Raw genomic sequence first — 18,718 nt, forward strand, 5'->3', positions numbered from 1 at the left:
GGAAAACCGCTCCCGGTCCGGGTTTAGGCCATTTTTTGGCTTGAGCCTCAACTTTATTCGGGAGGAGTTAAGAGAATGTCGAATAACAGTATTCTCGTAGTAGGCGGAGGGTTCGCAGGAATCACCGCCGCCCTCGAAGCCGCCGAAGTCGGCTACGAGGTGTACATCGTTGAAACCAATCCCTACCTCGGTGGACGGGTTGCGCAGCTGAATCAGTATTTCCCCAAGCTGTGCCCCCCCTCCTGCGGTCTGGAGATTCAGTTTCAGCGCATCAAAAACAACCCCAACGTCAAGGTCATCACCATGGCCGACGTCACGTCGGTTTCCGGTTCCGCCGGCAACTACGACGTGAAGATCACGCAGCGCCCGCGCTACGTGAATGAAAAATGCACCGCCTGCGGCGACTGCGAGAAGGCCACCAAGACCCGTGTCAGCTCCGAATTCGACTTCGGTACCGGTACCCGCGGCCTGGCCTACAAGACCCATCCCTTCATGTTCCCCATGCGCTACGTGGTGGACGCTAAGAACGCCTCCGAGACCGAGCTGGCCGCCATCAAGAACGCCTGCCCGTACGACGCGGTGGACCTGGACGACGCGTCCAAGACCATCGACCTGGCCGTCGGCGCCATCGTCGTGGCCACGGGCTGGAAGCCCTACGACGTGGCCAACCTGACCAACTTGGGCGGGGGCAAGCTCAAGAACGTGGTCACCAACATGCAGTTCGAGCGGCTGTGCGCGCCCAACGGCCCGACGAACGGCAAGATCAAGCGGCCTTCCGACGGCGCCGAGCCCAAGAAGATCGCCTTCGTGCAGTGCGCCGGTTCCCGCGACCAGAACCACCTGAACTACTGTTCGTACATCTGCTGCATGGCCTCGCTGAAGCACGTCCGCTACGTGCGCGAGCGCTCCGACGCGGCCGCGACGATCTTCTACATCGATCTGCGCACGCCGGGCCGGTACGACAAGTTCAAGACCCTGACCGAGGCCGATGACAAGCTCAGCCTGGTCAAGGGCAAGGTGGCCGCCATCGTCGAGGACGCCGCCGGCAACCCCATCGTCACCGTGGAAAATGCCCTGACCGGCATCAAGACCGACGAGAAGTTCGACATGGTCGTGCTCGCCACCGGCATGCAGGCCAGCTGCGCCGGTCTGCAAGTCCCGGCCGGGGCCATCGACGCCGACGGTTTCGTCATCGACGGCGAGGGCATCATCGCCGCCGGTTGCGCCAAGCAGCCGCTCGATGTCATGAAGACCGCCCAGTCCGGCACCGCAGCCGCGATGAAGGCGATTCAAACCGTGGTAGGGAGGTAAGCAATGGCTGAAAAGCTTGGAGTATATATCTGTGGAGGCTGCGACATCGGGGCCAACCTGGATGTCGAAGGACTGGCCCAGTTCTGCGCCAACGGCAAACACTCCTCCGTTGTCGCTTCGGCCAAGTCCAACCCGGTGCTGTGCAGCCCGGAAGGCAAGGCCATGATCGAGGCCGACATCGCCGAACAGGGCCTGGACGGCGTGGTCGTCTGCGCCTGCTCGCCCCGCGCCAAGTGGGACGTGTTCAAGTTCGGCGACAAGGTCCAGGTGGAGCGGGTCAACCTGCGCGAGCAGTGTGTGTGGTCCTATCAGGAGGACCCCCAGTTCCCCGGCCAGATGGAAATCATCGCCAAAGACTACTGCAACATGGGCATGACCAAACTGGTCAACAGCCGGATTCCCCAGCCGGAGCTGCCCGACGCCTTCAAGACCGTGCTGGTCGTGGGCGGCGGCTTCACCGGCCTGAATGCGGCCCTCAACGCCGCCAGCCTGGGCTACAAGGTGGTCCTGGTCGAGAAGGCCGAGACCCTGGGCGGCAAGGCCGCCACCATGTACAAGTCCTTCCCCCTGGGCGCGCCCTATTCCGAGCGTGAGCAGGAGATCAACATCAACGACCTGATCGCCAAGGTCGAGGCCAGCGACAAGATCTCGGTCCTCACCGGGTCGGTCCTGGAATCCCTGGCCGGCGCCCCGGCCCAGTACAAGGCCACCATCGCGGGCACCGAATACGAGATCGGCGCGGTGGTCATGGCCACCGGCTGGGTCCCGGGCAAGGGCAAGTTCCTGGCCCCGCTGGGCTACGGCTCCATCAAGAACGTGGTCACCACCGCCGAGTTCGAGGCCATGGCCAAGAACGGCGGCATCAAGACCGCCGACGGCCGGACCCCGTCCTCCGTGGCCTTCATCGTGGATACCTCCCTGCTGACCAAGGGCATCTCCTACGATCCCTGCGGCGCGGCCTGCGAGGAAGAGCTGCCCTGCGACGAGAACTCCGACGAGGAGGCCTGCGAGGGCTTCGTCTACAAGGACAAGGAATCCGCCAAGCACCTGGCCTACTCCTCGGAGCTGACCTCCCTGGTCGCCCTGAAGCAGGCCAACTACGTTCGTGAGCTCGCCCCCGACGCCGTGGCCTACATCGTCTACGACCACATGATGGTCCCCGGCATCAACGAGAAATACTATCAGGCCGCCCAGGATGATCCGGGCGTCATGCTGACCAAGGGCACGGTCACCGGAGTCTCCGAGGCCGGTTCCTCCGTGGTCGTCAAGGCCAAGAACACCCTGCTCGGCGCCGACGTCGAGCTGGTCGCCGACATGGTCGTGGTCCCCACCGCCATCGTCCCGACCACCGCGGCCGACCCGACCATGAACTTCGTCTACCGCCAGGGCCCGGCCTTCCCGGACCTCGAGCTGTTCGACGGATTCGCGGATTCCAACTACATCTGCTTCCCCTACGAGACCCGCCGCACGGGCGTCTACGCAGCCGGTTGCGTGCGCCAGCCCATGGGGTTGGGCCTCGCCGCCGAGGACGCGGCCGGTGCCGCCCTCAAGGCCATCCAGTGCATCGAGTCCGCCAACCGCGGCGTGTCCGTGCATCCCCGGTCCGGCGACCTGAGCTTCCCGGAGTTCAACTTCATGCGCTGCACCCAGTGCAAACGCTGCACCGAGGAATGCCCGTTCGGCGCCCTGGACGACGACGAGAAGGGCACTCCGCTGCCCAACCCGACCCGCTGCCGCCGCTGCGGTACCTGCATGGGCGCCTGCCCGGAGCGCGTCATCTCCTTCGCCAACTACGGCATCAGCCAGATCGGCCAGGCCATCAAGGAAGTGAAGGTCCCCGACACCCTGGACGCCGGCGGCCCGCGCATCATCGTGCTGGCCTGCGAGAACGACGCCTACCCGGCGCTGGACATGGCCGCCATGCGCGGCAAGTCCTGGTCCCCGTACGTCCGCTTCCTGCCGGTGCGCTGCCTCGGCTCGGTCAACGCCATCTGGGTCGCCGACGCCATGAGTAAGGGCATCGACGGCGTGATGTTGCTCGGCTGCAAGTACGGTGACGACTACCAGTGCCACTTCGTCAAGGGCTCCGAGCTGTGCAACCGCCGCAAGGAGAACATCGCCGAGTCCCTGGGACGTCTCGGTGTCGAGCCGGAACGCGTCGAACAGTACGAGATCTCCATCGACATGTACGACAAGGTTCCGGAAATGATCGACGAGTTCGTCAACAACATCACCACCAACTTCGGCCCCAACCCGTTCAAGGGTTACTAGGAGGTACGGCATGTCCAATACCGTCAAGGTACAACCGGACCTTAAGTTCGTGAAAGAGTTGCAGGCCGTAGGCGGCGACTCCCTGAAGAAGTGCTACCAGTGCGCCACCTGCTCGGTGGTCTGTCCCCTGTCCCCCGCCGACAGCCCCTATCCCCGCAAGGAGATGGTCTGGGCCCAGTGGGGTCTCAAGGACCGTCTGGTCAATGATATCGACATCTGGCTGTGCCACAACTGCGGCACCTGCTCCGACCTGTGCCCGCGCGGCGCCAAGCCGGGCGACCTCCTGTCCGCCCTGCGCAACATGGCCTACCGCAACCTGGCCCCCATGCCGATCATCGGCAAGTGGATGTCCAGCTCCAGCGGGCTGCTGCCCCTGGCCGCCATCCCGGCCATCATCTACGCGCTGATCTGGATCTTCCAGGCCTCGCGCCTGGGCTCCTTCCTGCCCACCTTCGAGTTCGACCACGCCACCCATGCGTGGAAGGTCGCGTCGGACGGCGTCATCGCCTTCGGCGGCCTGTTCGTCGGCGACTACTTCATCGATCCGATCTTCGGACTGGTCTTCCTGTTCATGCTCTGGGGCTTCTATGCGGGCGTCCGGAACATGCTCAAGGCCTTTGACGACCAGCCCAAGACCTTCATCGTGGGCCGCAAGAGCGAACCGTGCTTCTGCGCCTGCCTGATCGACACCATCAAGTACGAAGTCCTCCAGCACACCCAGTTCCTGGAGTGCAGCGACGAGGAATCCGACGAACTCGACATCAAGCGCGCCTCCGGCCACCGCTGGCTCATGTTCGCCTTCATCGCGCTCATGATCGTCACCGGCGTGGTCGCCGCAGGTCACTGGGGCGGCTGGTTCCTGCGCAAGATCGGCGTCGAGGGCCTGGGCAACATCGTGTCCGCCATCGGGCACACCCCCATGCCCCTGTGGTCCCCGGTCAAGCTGCTCGCCTACGTGGGCGCGGGCCTGGGCATCTACGGCCTCATGGCCCTGACCAAGCGTCGGGTGAACCTGGACCAGTCCAAGCAGTCCTCCAGCTGGTACGACTGGTACCTGCTGACCCTGATCTGGACCATCTTCCTGACCGGTCTCGGCGCGCTGGTGTTCCGCGTGCTGGGCGTGGCCCTGCTGGCCTACCCCATCTACTACGTGCACCTGATCGCCGTGTTCATGTTGCTGGCATACCTGCCGTGGTCCAAGCTGGGCCACCTGGTCTACCGCACCGTGGCCCTGTCCTACGCCAAGAAGATTGGCCGCATCCCCATGGGCGCCGACCGCTAGTCGCCTGGGCGAACCATACAAACGAAGCTTACTTAGTTAAGGAGGCATCAAATGGCTGAAGCTAAGGTTTTCCCCATGAACGCTTTCGTGTCTGTGCTGCGCGGCGAGGCCGCCGACCAGACTCAGCTCGATATGCTGGCTTACATCACCCAGGCTGAAACTCTGGACGCGGACGTCGCCCCCGTGGCGCAGGCCCTGTCCAAGGCCTGGATCTACGAACAGGAACCCGGCCTGACCGGCTACGCCGAGGGCGACATCTCCAAGCTCGGCAACCAGGTCAAGATTGAGGCCCTGCCCGCGGCCGAGGCCGCCCGCGCCAAGGGCGTCCTGGACATCCTGGCCGGTCTCAAGGCCGACAACGCCGCCCTCAAGGCCCAGGTCGAGAAGCTTGAGGCCGAGAAAAAGGAACTGGCCGCCAAGATCGGCCCCATGGAAGCCAAGATCAAGACCGTCGACGCGCAGAACGCCGCCGGCGAGCAGAAGGTCACCGTGGCCTCCACCAAGCTCGACGAGATGACCAAGAAGCTCAACGACCTCATGGCCGAAGTGGAAAAGGTCAAGAGCCAGGGCGTGGTTGTGGCCGGTGTGGCCGGCGCAGCCGGTGATGCCGGTGCCGCTGCCGCCCCCGTCGACGGCCCGGCCGTCGGCGGCGAGCCCGAGGCCGATTTCGGTCTGGGCAGCGACGCGTTCGGCGGCGACTGGTAGCCCCGGACCATCCGACGCAAAAACAAGGCCCCGCGCTCATGCGCGGGGCCTTTTTTTGCGCCGTCGGTCCGGGGGTGCCGGCTTGCGATAGCGGGCCATCTGCGAATTTCCCGAGGGGCGATTTGATCCTCACGTACTTGGGGTACGCTGCGGTCAAATCGCCCCTCGGAAAATCCACATCTGACCCACTCTCCCAAGCCTCGGTGTGTCGAGAGCCGCTGTTTGGGGGCTGCGCCCCCAAAGGCGCTCCAAGGGGGGCGATAGTATTTGTAGGGAAAGGGCTGCCTGGGTGCTGCGCACCCAGGGGGCGATGGGGAGGATGGTAGAGGGAGGAGACCGGGGGAATCCCGGCGACCAGAACTATAGGCCGGACGTGAGGGTTGTTTTTTGGATCGCGTCATAGGCGGTAAAGCAGCCCCAGGCGAAGAGGCCGTATGAGGTGATCATGAAAGCCATCCCTATGAGCTGAAGAAGACATCCCGCCGCTTTACGGAATGTCGATTTTTTGGTGAGGCATTCTTCGACGCTGTTCGAATAGTTCCAGCGATACTTGAGATCGAACGCGTAGCAAATCTGGCTCAAATAGCTGAACACCCACGTGACGGACGCAAACAGCGCCCCGGCGACGAAGAATTGGAGTGCCGGCAATAATTCGTTATTCCGCAGCTGGAAGTTCGAGGCTAGGAAGCCGAGCAGGGCGACGGCGGCACCGCCGTTCAGCAGCGTCGCACCTCGGATTGCACCCGAGGCAAAACCGATAATCGATTGGATTAAAATTTGAAAATGTCCGAGGGCATGTTCGACATGATAGTAAATTATTTCCGAAGTTGTCGGTTCACGGTCTCGCATAAGTCGTCCTGCCTGGAGGTTTTGGATGTAATGCGGGTATTTCATGAAAGCAATATATAATATAAATATAAATAAAGAAAGATAAATATTTTAAAACGCCAGTCGCCGACATCGGCGTAACCATTCATTAGGTCGCCTCACTGAACAACCTGGAATATCGGGGAAATGGTAAGCGTCGAGCCCGAAGCAAGACGGGCCATCCCCTTGAAGGGAATGGCCCGTCTGCATTGGTCGTTGCCGGGGGCGCTATTTGTCGCGCGCGATGGCGAAGGGGGCGAAGGCCTGCTGCACGGGCATGACCTCCAGGGAGTTGATGTTCACGTGGGCGGGCAGGTTGGTGGTCCAGAAGACGCACTCGGCGATGTCGTCGGCGGTGATCGGCCGGGTGCCCTCGTAGACCTTGTCCGCGGCCGCCTTGTCGCCCTTGAAGCGGACCACCGAGAACTCGGTCTCGCACAGGCCGGGCTCGATGTTGGTCACGCGGACCCCGGTGCCGAGCAGGTCGGCGCGCAGGTTCTTGGAGAAGTGGTTCACGAACGCCTTGGTGCCGCCGTAGCAGTTGCCGCCGGGGTAGGGGTAGTTGCCCGCCACGGAGCCCAGGTTGACCACGTGGCCCGCGTTGCGCTCGACCATGCCGGGCAGCACGGCGCGGGTCATGAAGGTCAGCCCCTTGATGTTCGTGTCGATCATGGTCTCCCAGTCGTCCAGGTCGCACGCCTGGGCGGGCTCCAGGCCCAGCGCCAGGCCCGCGTTGTTGACCAGCACGTCGATGGCCGCGAACTCGGCGGGCAGGTCCTCGATGGCCTTGGCGCACGCCTCGCGGTCGCGCACGTCGAAGTTCACGGTGTGCACCTTGGCCGGGGAAAGGGCGGCCTTGAGTTCCTCGAGGCGCTGGGCGCGGCGGCCGGTGATGACGAGATTCCAGCCCTCGGCCGCGAACCGGCGGGCCATGGCCTGGCCGAATCCGGCGGTGGCGCCGGTGATGAGTATGGTTTTTGCCATTGTCGAACTCCTTTGAATGTCTGAACACGGGGGCGCCCTGCGGCGCGCCGCCATTTGAACCATGATTCTGGCACGAACGCGGTCGGAAGTCACGAATTCACAATAAAACCCATTTTTGCCTGCGAAAACAAGGGGTCATCAAGAATAAAATTCATCACTTTTCCAAATTTGCCAAATTTTCCCCTGACGAACCATAAATCCGGCGAGTATTAGACTTTTTTTGCCAAATAAGGTAAGAAGTGGGGTCCAATCAAAAAAGGACCGTCATTTCAACCTATTGAAATGACAAAAGGGGCGTCTCCCCCCTTGTCCTGGAAGACGATTTCTACTATTTAATTAGGTAAATATGGCAAATCTCACTCTTGACGACATCTGTGTCCGTTTCGGCGGATTACAGGCCTTGACCGATGTGGCCTTTTCCGTGTCCGAGGGCGAGGTCGTGGGTCTGATCGGTCCCAACGGGGCGGGCAAGACCACGGTCTTCAACGTCATCACCGGCGTGTACAAGGCCTCCAGCGGCTCGGTCTCCTACGACGGCACGAGGATCACGGGACTGCGGCCCTACCAGGTGCTGTCCATGGGCATCGCCCGAACCTTCCAGAACATCCGCCTGTTCCAGAACATGACCGCGCTGGAGAACTGCATGGTCGCCCAGCACAGCCGCTCCAAGTCCGGCGTGGTCGGCGCGATCCTGCGCAGCCCGGGCCAGCGGCGCGAGGAGGAGCGGATCGTCGAGAGGTCGCAGAAGGCGCTCGATTTCATGGGCTTGGGCCGCCGGGCCGACGAGGTGGCCTGCAACCTGCCCTACGGCCACCAGCGCAGGCTCGAGATCGCCCGCGCCCTGGCCTCGGAGCCACACACCATCCTCCTGGACGAGCCCGCCGCCGGGCTGAACCCGGCCGAGTCCAAGGAACTCATGGAGTCCATCGGCCGGATCACCGGCCTGGGCATCAACGTGCTCATGGTGGAACACGACATGAAGGTCGTCATGGGCATCTGCAACCGCATCGTCGTACTCGACCACGGTGTGATGATCGCCGAGGGGCGGCCTGAGGAGATTCAGCGCAACCCCGACGTGATCGAGGCATATTTGGGCCAGTAAAAGAGAGGCTGGCTGAACCGCAACGAATGGAGAGAGTGTTTATGAAACGTTTACTGGTACTCGCAGTGGCTCTGCTCGCTCTGGGCCTGCTCCTCGCGGGCTGCGGAGGCGGCGAAGAGAAAAAGGCCGAACAGGTCCTCAAGATCGGCACCATGTCCCCCCTGACCGGCCCCTACGCCGCCGACGGCACCGACATCCGCCAGGGCGCGGAGATCGCCGTGGAGGTCTTCACCGAGGCCGGCGGCATCCCCGGATTTTCCAAGATCGAAGTCTTCCCCGAAGACACCGCCTGCGACCCGAAGCAGGCCGTTGCCGCAGCCAACAAGCTGATCAACGAGAAGGTCACCGCCGTGGTCGGCGCGTACTGCTCCAGTTCGACCATCCCGGCCTCCGAGACCCTGGCCGAGGAAAACATCATCATGCTGACCCCGGCATCCACCAATCCCAAGGTCACCGAGCGCGGCCTGAAGTACATGTTCCGCACCTGCGGGCGTGACGACCACCAGGCCCCGGCCGCCGTCAAGTTCATGCAGAGCGTCGAAGGCGTGAAGACCGTCTTCATCGTCGACGACAAGACCACCTACTCCCAGGGCCTGGCCGAGGGCGTGGCCGCCGCCGCCGAGGCCGCGGGCATCAAGGTCCTCGAACACGACCACGTCAACCAGGGCGACAAGGACTATTCCGCCGTGCTGACCAAGGTCAAGGCCGCCAACCCCGACCTGTTCTACATCTCCCTGCAGAACTCCGCCACGGGCGCGCTCATGGTCCTCCAGGCCAAGCGCATGGGCATCAACGCCATCCTCATGGGCCAGGACGCCGTCTACCATCCGAAACTCATCGAGATCGCCAAGGGCGACGCCGAGGGCATGTACTGCACCTTCGGCGCCATCGACAAGAACGCGCCCAAGTTCAAGGAGTTCCTGGCCAAGTACAAGGCCAAGACCGGCAACGAGCCCGGCGCGTACTCCGCCTACGCCTTCGACTCCGCCACCGCGTACCTGATGGCCGTCAAGGCCGCGGGCACCACCGATCCCGCCAAGGTCCGCGACGAGCTGCTCAAGCTCGACTTCACCGGCGCGTCCAAGCAGATCAACTACCAGGAGAACGGCGACTCCGGCTCCAACTACACCGTGTACAAGGTCCAGGACGGCCAGTTCGTGCCCTACTGGAACTCCCTGACCGGCGAGAAGTACTAGGCCTCAACCCGTCTAACCAACCGGGGCCCCGTTGCGGCGGGGTCCCGGACACTGGAACAACATGGACTTTTTTCTGCAACAGCTGATCAACGGCATCACGCTCGGCGGCGTCTACGCCCTCATCGCCCTGGGCTACACCATGGTGTACGGCATCATCCAGCTCATCAACTTCGCCCACGGCGAGTTCTTCGCCGCGGGCGGGTACATGGGCGTGATCCTGATCTCCTATCTTTCCTCGCAGGGGCTGCATCCCTACGCCTGCCTGGCCATCTCCCTGGTCCTGGCCATGGGCTACTGCGCCCTGCTGGCCATGGCCGTGGAACAGCTGGCCTACAAGCCGCTCAGGCAGGCCTCGCGCCTGGCCGCGCTGCTGTCCGCGCTGGGCATGTCCATCTTCCTGCAGAACGGCCTGATGCTCACCCAGGGCGTCTACGACCGGCCCTATCCCACGGAGATCACCTCCGGCGGCTTCGAGGTGGGCGCGCTGTCCATCTCCTACATGCAGATCCTCATCGTGGTCGTGACCGCGCTGCTCCTGGTGGGCCTGAACATCCTGGTCTTCAAGACGCGCATCGGCCGGGCCATGCGGGCCACGGCCCAGGACAAGGTCATGTCCGCCCTGGTCGGCATCAACTCCAACCGGATCATCGCCCTGACCTTCGCCGTGGGCGCCGGACTGGCCGCCGCCGCCGGCATCATGGTCGGGCTGTACTACGGCTCGGTCAACTACACCATGGGCTTCGTGCCCGGCATCAAGGCCTTTGCCGCGGCCGTGCTCGGCGGCATCGGGAACATCACCGGCGCGCTCATCGGCGGGCTGATCATCGGCATGGTCGAAATCTTCGCCGCCGGATACATCTCCGGCGAGTACAAGGACGTGTTCGCCTTCATCATCCTGATCGGCGTGCTGTACTTCAAACCCACCGGCATCATGGGAGAGAACGTTGACGATACGCGAGTCTAAACGACTGTGGATGGCCTGCGGCGTCGGGCTGCTCTGGTTCCTCCTGCTCCTGTGGCCCATGCTCGGCATCAAGCCGGACGGGCTGGAGTTCGCCACGACCTTCAAGGTCTTCGGCTATGTGGCCGTGGCCGCGGTCTTCATCATGTTCTTCTACCAGGTCAAGGAGGCGGGCTACCTCGACTCCGTGGGCAAGCCCGTCAAGGGCGCGGCCGGAGCCCTCGCCGCGGCCTATGAAAAGGCCCCCACCTGGCTGCTCCTGGGCATCGTCATGGCCGGGGCCATCGTCTATCCCCTGGTCACCGAGCGCTATGCCCACGACGTGGCCATCAGCGTGCTCATCTACGTCTGCCTGGGCCTGGGCCTGAACGTGGTGGTCGGCCTGGCCGGGCTCCTCGATCTCGGCTACATCGCCTTCTACGGCGTGGGCGCCTACACCTACGCCATCCTGAGCATCAACTACGGCCTGTCCTTCTGGCTCTGCCTGCCCATCGCCGCGTTCATCGCGGCCATCGCGGGCTGCATCATCGGCTACCCGACCCTGCGCATGCGCGGCGACTACCTGGCCATCGTCACCCTCGGCTTCGGCGAGATCGTCCGGCTCGTCCTGAACAACTGGATGTCCCTGACCAACGGCCCCAACGGCATCCTGTCCATCCCCCGGCCCGAGCTCTTCGGCTACGAGTTCCGTTCCCTGTCGAGCATGTATTACGTCATCCTCGGCCTGGCCGTGGTGACCATCCTGGCGGTCTACCGGCTCAACTATTCGCGCGTGGGACGCGCCTGGGAGGCCATCCGCGAGGACGAGACCGCCGCCGAGCTCATGGGCGTGAACACCTTCCTGCTCAAGCTCCTGGCCTACGCCATGGGCGCGACCTTCGCCGGGTTCGCCGGGGCCTTCTTCGCCGCGCGCATGAAGTTCGTCGGGCCCGAATCCTTCACCTTTCTGGAATCCGCCATGGTCCTGGCCATGGTCATCCTCGGCGGCATGGGCTCCATCCCCGGCGTCATCCTCGGCGTGCTCGCCCTGGTGGCCCTGCCCGAGGTCTTCCGCGAATTCGAACTCTACCGCATGCTCGTGTTCGGCGGCGCCATGACCCTGATGATGCTCATCCGCCCGGCGGGCATCTGGCCCGCCAAGCGCGTCGGTCGCCGGTCCGAGGAGGCGGAGTAACCCATGACAGATACAACGCCCATTCTCGAACTGAACAACGTGGTCTCGGCCTACGGCCGCATCCAGGCCCTCAAGGGCATCTCGCTCAAGGTCTATGAGGGCGAGGTGGTCTCCATCATCGGGGCCAACGGCGCGGGCAAGTCCACCACGCTGATGACCATCTGCAACATCGTCAGGGCCGTGTCCGGCGACATTCTGTATCGCGGCGAGCGTATCAACGCCGTGCATTCGGACATCCTGCCGACCATGGGGCTGTGCCAGGTGCCCGAGGGGCGGCGCATCTTCCCGCGCCTGACCGTACTCGAAAACCTGGACATGGGCGCGTTCTTCCGACGAGACGCCGCTGGGGTCAAGGACGACGTGAACCGCGTCTTCGACCTGTTTCCCAAGCTGCGCGAACGGCGCAAGCAGCTCGGCGGCACCCTGTCCGGCGGCGAACAGCAGATGCTGGCCATGGCCCGCGCGCTCATGAGCCGCCCCAAGGTCCTGCTCCTGGACGAGCCGTCCATGGGTCTGGCCCCGCTCCTGGTCAAGCAGATCTTCGACATCATCAAGATGATCAACGAGCAGGGCGTCACCGTGGTCCTGGTCGAGCAGAACGCCAACCTCGCCCTCCAGGCCGCCTCCCGGGGCTATGTCCTTGAGACGGGCAAGGTCGTCATGGAAGACGAAGCTGGGGCGTTGCTGGCGAATCCGGATATACGCAAAGCGTACTTGGGCGAATAGCCGCCATAGTTATAGAGATTGGAGGTCCCCCGGAAGCCGTGCGCTTCCGGGGGGCTTTGCGTATGTCCGGCTTTGCGGGAGGCGGCTTCCGATAGCGGGCCATCTGCACATTTTTTCCGGCCGCGACAATCCTCACGTAGACGGCTACGCTGCGGTTGTCGCGGCCGGAAGAAAATGCACAGCTGACCCACTCTCGAAAGCCTATTCCGAGCGCGGGGGAGAGAGCCGCTGTCGGGTGCTGCGCACCCGAATCGCTCCATGAAGAGTGAAGACCAAAGGCCGTTGACCCGGTGGAGGGTTGAAGGCCGTTTTGTTTGGGCTCGCACCCCGCGAAGCGGCGAAAAAAGTTTTGGAGAGTCCAGAGAACCTTTTTCAAAAGGTTCTCTGGCGGGGTCCGGGGCAGCGCTCCGGCCGCCGGAGGCATGCCTTGAAAAAGAGGGCGGCCCGGTCCACGGGAGTGGGCCGGGCCGGGCGAAATGGGGGTTTTGTTTGTTAGGCGTAGTCGCCGCGGTTGAACTTGAACTGTTCGGTGGCGGCGAGGGTTTCCAGTTCATCGACGATGGACTTGAGTCCGGGGTGGGTGGTCTCGAGGTCGGGTTGTCCGGCCTTGAGGCTGGCCACGTCGTCGGCGATCTCGTCGAGGGTGCCGTAGGCGGACTTGAGTCCGGCCTCGGGGTCGGCGAGGGTGGCGGCGTAGTCGTCCCACTTGTCGAGGATGGATTCCACCTGGCCCGCGATTTCCGCGCCGTCGTCGGACACGGCCTGCACTTCGGCGACCGACCCGGCGGCGAACAGGGGATTCACGATTAAGGGCGGCGCAACGGACGGCGAGACAGCCGTTTCTCCCCGCGCCACTTCCTGATTGAGAAGATCCCCGAAGGCCGCGTCGGACTGCGTCGCCTTGTTGCGGCGCTGTGATTGTTCCGGCTGGACGCCCTCGATCTGATCAGGACGGATCTCCATGGTTCAACTCCTATCCTGTGGTTTGCCTGGAATGTTGCAAGGACCCTGCCAACGCCTACCTATTGACAACTTGCTGGAAAATCATATTCTTATACAATGAAAGGCCCGGCAATTTCTGCCGCCGGGGCGGTGCCGCCCGTGCACACGGCAACTCTAATGCAGAAGAAAAAGGTTGTCTATCCGCAGCGGGAAAGGCATAGAAAAAGTAGGCAGGAGTCATTCCCCTCCGTTTTTCGGGGGGTGGACCATACAGCAAGGAGGAAGAAGGACATGGCCGAAATCAAGAAGGTTTTGTGCGCGGTTGATTTCTCGGATTACAGCCCCATGGTCGCCGACTACGCCAGTATGATGGCCAAGAGTTCCGGGGCGAAGATTCTGGTACTCTACGTGGCGCCGTCCCTGAGCCAGTACGTGGGCTTCCACGTGCCGCCCAGTTCCATCGAGAGCTTCGTGGGCGAGATCGTCACCGGCGCCGAGGACACCATGAATGCGTTCGTCAAGGAGAACTTCAGCGATCTCAACGTGGAAGGCAAGGTCGTCACCGGCTATCCCGCCGAGGAGATCCTGGCCATCTGCGAGGCCGAGAAGTGCGACATGATCGTCATGGGCACCCACGGCCGCAAGGGCATCGACCGCATCCTCTTCGGCTCGGTGGCCGAAAAGGTGGTCAAGAGCTCCAAGGCCCCGGTTCTCACCGTCCGACCCAGCTAGTTCCTTTACGGACCAGGATAAACCATATAAGGAACGGTCTCGGCCGTTCCTTTTTATTTGCGCCTGCGGCGCCCGGGGGAAGGGGAGAGAGGGAACCCTTTGCAAAGGGCTTCCCTCTCTCCCCCTTCCCCCGGACCCCCAACCCCTCTCACCCTCCGAAACTTTTTGGGCGCTTCGCGGGGAGGGACGCGGGGAGACGCTTCAGGGACGGCAAGGCACGGCCATCCGCGTCCGCGAGGCGATTTTTCGAGGAGAGAGTGATGAGAGAGTTTACCGTTCGTCCGGAGATTTTGGATTTCGCGCCGTACGTGCCGGGTCTGACCATCGAGCAGATTCAGGAGCGGTACGGGCTGACCTCGGTCATCAAGCTGGCCAGCAACGAGAACCCGCTGGGCACGTCGCCGCTGGTGGTCAAGGCCATCGAGCGCAACGCGGCGCGGGCCTTCCGCTATCCGGAGAACCACACCCCGAGGCTGACCCGGGCCGTGGCCGAGGTTGCGGGCGTGCCCGAGGAGTGCGTGCTGGTGGGCAACGGGTCGGACGAGATCATCGACATGCTCTTCCGTATGAAGGCGGTGCCGGGCATCTCCAACGTGGTCTTCTACGAGCACAGCTTCGCCATGTACGGCATGTGCGCCAAGCTGTGCGGCCTGGAGTGCCGGGTGGTGCCGCGCGGCGAGGACTGCGCCCTGCCCCTGGACGCCCTGGCCGAGGCCGCGGACGAGAACACGGCCATGGTCGTGGTCACCAGCCCGGACAACCCCACGGGGCTGGCCGCCGGGGTGGAGGACCTGACCGTGCTGGCGGGCGTGCTGCCCAGGGACTGCCTGCTGGTGGTGGACGAGGCGTACATCGAGTTCGCCTGGCCGCCGGAGTCCTATTCCCCGGTCCAGGCCTTCGACAAGTTCGAGAACCTGGTCTGCCTGCGCACTTTTTCCAAGGCCTACGGCCTGGCGGGCATGCGCCTGGGCTACGGGATCATGCCCGCGCCCCTGGCCGCGCTCATGCGCAACGCGCGCATCCCGTTCACGGTCAACCTGCTGGCCGAGGAGGCCGGGCTGGCCGCCATCGAGGACGAGGTCTTCTTCAACGAGACCCTGGCCACGGTCATGCGCGGGCGCGAGTATTTCACCAACGAGCTGACCCGGCTCGGCTGCAAGGTCTGGCCGAGCCAGTCCAACTTTGTCATGTTCCGGCCGCCCATGGACGCCAAGACGGTCTTCCAGACCCTGCTCGAAGGCGGTATCATCGTCCGCCACCTGGGCAGCTTCGGCCTGGCCGACTGCATCCGCGTGAACGTGGGCACGGACAAGGAGAACCGGTTGTTCATCCAGGCCCTGGGGGACATCCTCAATGGGTAAACCCCTGATCGTGACCATCGACGGCCCGGCCGGGGTGGGCAAATCGACCATGGCCAAGCGGCTGGCCCGGCTGCTCGGCATCCCCTACCTGGACACCGGGGCCATGTTCCGGTCCGTGGCCTGGAAGCTCGGGCAGGGGGCCTGGGACTGGCCCGAACCGAAGCTGGAGCAGGCCCTGGCGGGGTTCGAATACGGCCTGTCCGGGGAGGGCGAGGACTCGGTCCTGTCCCTGAACGGCGCGCCCATCGGGGACGAGATCCGCACCGAGGAGGTCGGCATGTGGGCCTCGAACGTGGCCACCCTGCCGGTCATCCGCACCTTTCTGAAGCGGGCCCAGCAGCGGTTGGGCGAGCGGTTCTCCCTGGTGGCCGAGGGCCGCGACATGGGCACCGTGGTCTTCCCGGACGCCCCGCACAAGTTTTTCCTGGACGCCTCCGTGGAGGAGCGCGCCCGGCGGCGTTTCCTGCAACTGCGGGACATGGGCAAACCCGCCGACCGCGCAGCGCTCGAAGCGCAGATCGCCCGGCGCGACGCCCAGGACCGCAACCGGGCCGTGGCCCCGCTGAAGGCGGCCGACGACGCGGTGGTCATCGACACCACGGCCATGGACCGCGAACAGGTCCTGGCCGCCTTGAAAGAAGCCGTGGCCTAGGATACACCCGGTATCGAAGCCACAATCAGGAGATATTTCGTCATGCTTGATCTCAAATTGATGCAGAAGAATCCGGACCTGGTCCGCGCGAGCCTGGAAAAGCGCCATTCGAAAATCGACGTGCGCGAGTTCACCGACCTGGACGAGCGGCGCAAGCAGCTCATCGGCGAGGTGGAGTCGCTCAAGGCCGAGAAGAACGCGGTGGGCCCGGAGATCGCCAAGCGCAAGAAGGCGGGCGAGGACGCCTCGGACCTGCTCGAAAAGATGGGCAGGGTGGCCGAGCGCACCAAGGAGCTCGACCGCGAGCTGGCCGAGGTGGAAAAGGCCGAACAGGACTGGATGATGTCCGTGCCGAACATCCCCCACGAGTCCGTGCCGCTGGGTGCGGGCGAGGAGGACAACCCGGTCCTGCGCTACTGGGGCGAGAAGCCGGTCATGGATTTCGAGCCCAAGGAACACTGGGAGATCGGCACCGCCCTGGGCGGCCTGGACTTCGAGTGCGCGGCCAAGCTGGCCGGGGCCCGGTTCTCCATCAGCTTCGGCTGGTGCGCCCGGCTGGAGCGCGCCCTGGCCCAGCTCATGCTCGACACCCAGACCGAGCGGCACGGCTACACCGAGGTCCTGCCCCCGTTCATGGTCAACCGCAAGACCATGACCGGCACGGGCCAGCTGCCCAAGTTCGAGGAGGACCTGTTCAAGCTGACCGACGAGCGCGAATTCTACCTCATCCCCACGGCCGAGGTGCCCCTGACCAATATCTACGCGGACGAGGTCATCCCCGAGGAGAAGCTGCCGGTCAAGTTCTGCGCCCAGACCCCGTGCTTCCGGTCCGAGGCCGGCTCCTACGGCAAGGATACCAAGGGCCTCATCCGCCAGCACCAGTTCTACAAGGTGGAGATGGTCAACTTCGCCCATCCCGACCACTCCTACGAGGCGCTTGAGGAGATGACCCATTCGGCGGAGCGCATCCTGGAAATCCTCGGCCTGCACTACCGGACCATCGTCCTGTGTACGGGCGACATGGGCTTCAGCGCGGCCAAGACCTACGACATCGAGGTCTGGCTGCCCGGCCAGGGCAAGTACCGCGAGATCTCGTCCTGCTCCAACTGCGAGGACTTCCAGGCGCGGCGGGCCAACATCCGCTTCCAGCCCAAGGACTCCAAGAAGAAGCTCTATCCCCACACCCTGAACGGCTCCGGCCTGGCCGTGGGCCGCTGTCTGGTGGCCGTGCTGGAGAACTACCAGCAGGCCGACGGCTCCCTGGTCATTCCCGAGGCGCTTCGGCCCTACATGGGGGGGCTGGAGGTGGTTACGCCTTAACAGGCGTGGTGTTTTTAGAGACGACATGGGCCGGGAGAGCGAGTGCTTTCCCGGCCCTTTCGTCTTTGGGAAGAGGGCGTGTACGGGGGAATGGCCGCTCATCCGCGTCGGGGCTTTGGGTTGTCATCCTTACATTGTGTTTCGCCTTAACGGCGACTTCCTTTTTTGCCGGCGCACAAAAAAGGAAGCAAAAACTGCGCTGCGGTGCTGCCGCGCCCCGACGGACCCAAGAACCCGTAGGCGGCTTTCGCTGGTTGTGAGCGAATGTCTGCCGCCCAGACGCGCTCAAACCTGCGCTTCCGCCGCCGATTACCGCTCTTCGGGTGTGGGGAGTGGGCCGGGGTGGATGGCCGGGGTACGAAGAAGCGGGTTGCGGGAAGGTTGGCCGCGCATCCACATCGGGCTGGGGAGTGGGTCGGGGTGGATGGCCGGGTACGAAGAAGGGAGGGGAGCAGAGAAATGGTCGCGGTTGCGTGGTCGTACTTCGTTTCCTCTCACGGACCTTCGTGTCCCTTTCTCCCCTGCGACCAATGGAGCGATTCGGGCAGGGCAGGGGTGGTTCGGCAGGGACTTTTTGCGCTGGCCTTCTCTTGTCGGCGACAGTACACTTCCGCTTGCTATTTCATCCGAAAACAGGGAATTGCCGCATGTTCATCCTGCTCCTCACCTACGTGAAGCCCCTCTCCGAGATCGACCGGCTCATTCCGCCGCATGTCGAATATCTTGAAAAGAATTATGCCGCCGGGACGTTTCTGTTTTCCGGGCGGCGGGAACCGCGCACGGGTGGGGTGATCATCGCCCGTGCCGGATCGCGGGCCGAAGTGAAGGCGATCATTGCCGAGGACCCCTTCCTGATCGAGGGAGCCGCCGAATACGAAATCGTGGAGTTCCACCCGAGCAAGACCGCCCCGGACCTGGACGCCTACCGTGAGCCCTAGACCCGGAGCGCTTCGGGTGCCCCCGGCACCCGACAACGGTTCTTTGTCCCTCCAACCCGCACGCCTTCCCGCCTCCTGCCGCACCTCTTCCCCGCACCGTCACAGCCCTGGAGCGGGCGCGTAGAAGCCGACCGCGAAGGGGTGGCGGCTCTTGTTCCACCGAAGCTCGGTCTCCCTCAAAAGGGACCATCCCG

Annotated in this window: 17 protein-coding genes; 14 read left to right on the forward strand and 3 right to left on the reverse strand. The window is 63.7% G+C overall.

All coding sequences use genetic code 11. From position 1 onward, the window contains the following. The first annotated feature begins 30 nt into the window (after positions 1 to 30). From DND132_RS13310 to DND132_RS13325, 4 genes are read left to right on the forward strand one after another with little or no spacing between them, the layout of a single operon-like run. Entirely contained in the window at positions 31 to 1,311 is a 1,281-nt protein-coding gene (locus tag DND132_RS13310) for a CoB--CoM heterodisulfide reductase iron-sulfur subunit A family protein (protein WP_274377778.1), read from the forward strand. Between the two features lie 3 nt (positions 1,312 to 1,314). Continuing rightward, the gene (locus DND132_RS13315; protein ID WP_014323275.1) at positions 1,315 to 3,582 is read left to right on the forward strand and encodes an FAD-dependent oxidoreductase; all 2,268 of its coding nucleotides are present in this window, start codon (positions 1,315 to 1,317) and stop codon (positions 3,580 to 3,582) included. Positions 3,583 to 3,592: 10 nt separating this feature from the next. Continuing rightward, entirely contained in the window at positions 3,593 to 4,864 is a 1,272-nt protein-coding gene (gene qmoC / locus DND132_RS13320; RefSeq protein WP_014323276.1) for a quinone-interacting membrane-bound oxidoreductase complex subunit QmoC, read from the forward strand. Between the two features lie 51 nt (positions 4,865 to 4,915). Beyond that, positions 4,916 to 5,569: a hypothetical protein gene (locus tag DND132_RS13325; protein WP_014323277.1), complete on the forward strand. Its 654-nt coding sequence runs from the start codon at positions 4,916 to 4,918 to the stop codon at positions 5,567 to 5,569. 360 nt (positions 5,570 to 5,929) lie between these two features. Here the strand turns inward: DND132_RS13325 and DND132_RS17780 are convergent, their stop codons facing one another. Together DND132_RS17780 and DND132_RS13335 are read right to left on the reverse strand one after the other, a co-directional pair. Beyond that, positions 5,930 to 6,418 carry a hypothetical protein gene (locus DND132_RS17780; RefSeq protein WP_014323278.1) on the reverse strand — a complete coding sequence of 163 codons (489 nt, stop codon included), beginning with the start codon at positions 6,416 to 6,418 and terminating at the stop codon, positions 5,930 to 5,932. A gap of 246 nt (positions 6,419 to 6,664) precedes the next feature. Beyond that, the gene (locus DND132_RS13335) at positions 6,665 to 7,420 is read right to left on the reverse strand and encodes an SDR family oxidoreductase (RefSeq protein ID WP_014323279.1); all 756 of its coding nucleotides are present in this window, start codon (positions 7,418 to 7,420) and stop codon (positions 6,665 to 6,667) included. A 346-nt stretch (positions 7,421 to 7,766) separates the two neighbouring features. Here DND132_RS13335 and DND132_RS13340 point away from each other — a divergent pair, with 346 nt between their 5' ends. From DND132_RS13340 to DND132_RS13360, 5 genes are all read left to right on the forward strand, one after another. Beyond that, positions 7,767 to 8,522, forward strand: coding sequence for an ABC transporter ATP-binding protein (locus DND132_RS13340; RefSeq protein ID WP_014323280.1), 756 nt, complete (start codon positions 7,767 to 7,769; stop codon positions 8,520 to 8,522). Positions 8,523 to 8,563: 41 nt separating this feature from the next. Further along, positions 8,564 to 9,718, forward strand: a complete 1,155-nt coding sequence (locus tag DND132_RS13345; protein WP_014323281.1) for a branched-chain amino acid ABC transporter substrate-binding protein — start codon at positions 8,564 to 8,566, stop codon at positions 9,716 to 9,718. A 61-nt stretch (positions 9,719 to 9,779) separates the two neighbouring features. Continuing rightward, positions 9,780 to 10,682: a branched-chain amino acid ABC transporter permease gene (locus DND132_RS13350; RefSeq protein WP_014323282.1), complete on the forward strand. Its 903-nt coding sequence runs from the start codon at positions 9,780 to 9,782 to the stop codon at positions 10,680 to 10,682. A 10-nt stretch (positions 10,683 to 10,692) separates the two neighbouring features. Then, on the forward strand, positions 10,693 to 11,853 hold the full coding sequence (locus DND132_RS13355; RefSeq protein WP_041915808.1) for an ABC transporter permease subunit: 1,161 nt from the start codon (positions 10,693 to 10,695) through the stop codon (positions 11,851 to 11,853). A 3-nt stretch (positions 11,854 to 11,856) separates the two neighbouring features. Continuing rightward, positions 11,857 to 12,579, forward strand: a complete 723-nt coding sequence (locus tag DND132_RS13360) for an ABC transporter ATP-binding protein (protein WP_014323284.1) — start codon at positions 11,857 to 11,859, stop codon at positions 12,577 to 12,579. 492 nt (positions 12,580 to 13,071) lie between these two features. On the opposite strand, the gene DND132_RS13365 is transcribed toward DND132_RS13360, so the two are convergent. Next, a complete protein-coding gene (locus DND132_RS13365; protein WP_014323285.1) occupies positions 13,072 to 13,542 on the reverse strand; it encodes a hypothetical protein in 471 nt (156 codons plus the stop codon). 270 nt (positions 13,543 to 13,812) lie between these two features. On the opposite strand from DND132_RS13365, the gene DND132_RS13370 reads away from it, so the two are divergent. The 5 genes from DND132_RS13370 (at position 13,813) to DND132_RS13390 (ending at position 18,524) form a co-directional block, all read left to right on the forward strand. After that, entirely contained in the window at positions 13,813 to 14,253 is a 441-nt protein-coding gene (locus DND132_RS13370; RefSeq protein ID WP_014323286.1) for a universal stress protein, read from the forward strand. A 260-nt stretch (positions 14,254 to 14,513) separates the two neighbouring features. Then, positions 14,514 to 15,614, forward strand: coding sequence for a histidinol-phosphate transaminase (hisC, locus tag DND132_RS13375; RefSeq protein ID WP_014323287.1), 1,101 nt, complete (start codon positions 14,514 to 14,516; stop codon positions 15,612 to 15,614). Next, positions 15,607 to 16,266, forward strand: coding sequence for a (d)CMP kinase (gene cmk / locus DND132_RS13380; protein ID WP_014323288.1), 660 nt, complete (start codon positions 15,607 to 15,609; stop codon positions 16,264 to 16,266). Before hisC ends, cmk begins: the two co-directional genes overlap by 8 nt. A 42-nt stretch (positions 16,267 to 16,308) precedes the next feature. Further along, positions 16,309 to 17,586, forward strand: coding sequence for a serine--tRNA ligase (gene serS, locus DND132_RS13385; RefSeq protein WP_014323289.1), 1,278 nt, complete (start codon positions 16,309 to 16,311; stop codon positions 17,584 to 17,586). Positions 17,587 to 18,233: 647 nt separating this feature from the next. Further along, complete coding sequence (locus tag DND132_RS13390; protein WP_014323290.1) at positions 18,234 to 18,524, forward strand: YciI family protein; 291 nt, start codon at positions 18,234 to 18,236, stop codon at positions 18,522 to 18,524. The last annotated feature ends 194 nt before the right edge of the window (positions 18,525 to 18,718 follow it).

It is taken from the genome of Pseudodesulfovibrio mercurii, from assembly GCF_000189295.2.
Classification (GTDB): domain Bacteria; phylum Desulfobacterota; class Desulfovibrionia; order Desulfovibrionales; family Desulfovibrionaceae; genus Pseudodesulfovibrio; species Pseudodesulfovibrio mercurii.

Coding starts and splice junctions, on each gene's coding strand:
- DND132_RS13315 (WP_014323275.1), top strand. CDS start 1,315: ATGGCTGAAAAGCTTGGAGTATATATCTGTGGAGGCTGCGACATCGGG.
- qmoC (WP_014323276.1), top strand. CDS start 3,593: ATGTCCAATACCGTCAAGGTACAACCGGACCTTAAGTTCGTGAAAGAG.
- DND132_RS13325 (WP_014323277.1), top strand. CDS start 4,916: ATGGCTGAAGCTAAGGTTTTCCCCATGAACGCTTTCGTGTCTGTGCTG.
- DND132_RS17780 (WP_014323278.1), bottom strand. CDS start 6,418: ATGCGAGACCGTGAACCGACAACTTCGGAAATAATTTACTATCATGTC.
- DND132_RS13335 (WP_014323279.1), bottom strand. CDS start 7,420: ATGGCAAAAACCATACTCATCACCGGCGCCACCGCCGGATTCGGCCAG.
- DND132_RS13340 (WP_014323280.1), top strand. CDS start 7,767: ATGGCAAATCTCACTCTTGACGACATCTGTGTCCGTTTCGGCGGATTA.
- DND132_RS13345 (WP_014323281.1), top strand. CDS start 8,564: ATGAAACGTTTACTGGTACTCGCAGTGGCTCTGCTCGCTCTGGGCCTG.
- DND132_RS13350 (WP_014323282.1), top strand. CDS start 9,780: ATGGACTTTTTTCTGCAACAGCTGATCAACGGCATCACGCTCGGCGGC.
- DND132_RS13355 (WP_041915808.1), top strand. CDS start 10,693: ATGGCCTGCGGCGTCGGGCTGCTCTGGTTCCTCCTGCTCCTGTGGCCC.
- DND132_RS13360 (WP_014323284.1), top strand. CDS start 11,857: ATGACAGATACAACGCCCATTCTCGAACTGAACAACGTGGTCTCGGCC.
- DND132_RS13365 (WP_014323285.1), bottom strand. CDS start 13,542: ATGGAGATCCGTCCTGATCAGATCGAGGGCGTCCAGCCGGAACAATCA.
- DND132_RS13370 (WP_014323286.1), top strand. CDS start 13,813: ATGGCCGAAATCAAGAAGGTTTTGTGCGCGGTTGATTTCTCGGATTAC.
- hisC (WP_014323287.1), top strand. CDS start 14,514: ATGAGAGAGTTTACCGTTCGTCCGGAGATTTTGGATTTCGCGCCGTAC.
- cmk (WP_014323288.1), top strand. CDS start 15,607: ATGGGTAAACCCCTGATCGTGACCATCGACGGCCCGGCCGGGGTGGGC.
- serS (WP_014323289.1), top strand. CDS start 16,309: ATGCTTGATCTCAAATTGATGCAGAAGAATCCGGACCTGGTCCGCGCG.
- DND132_RS13390 (WP_014323290.1), top strand. CDS start 18,234: ATGTTCATCCTGCTCCTCACCTACGTGAAGCCCCTCTCCGAGATCGAC.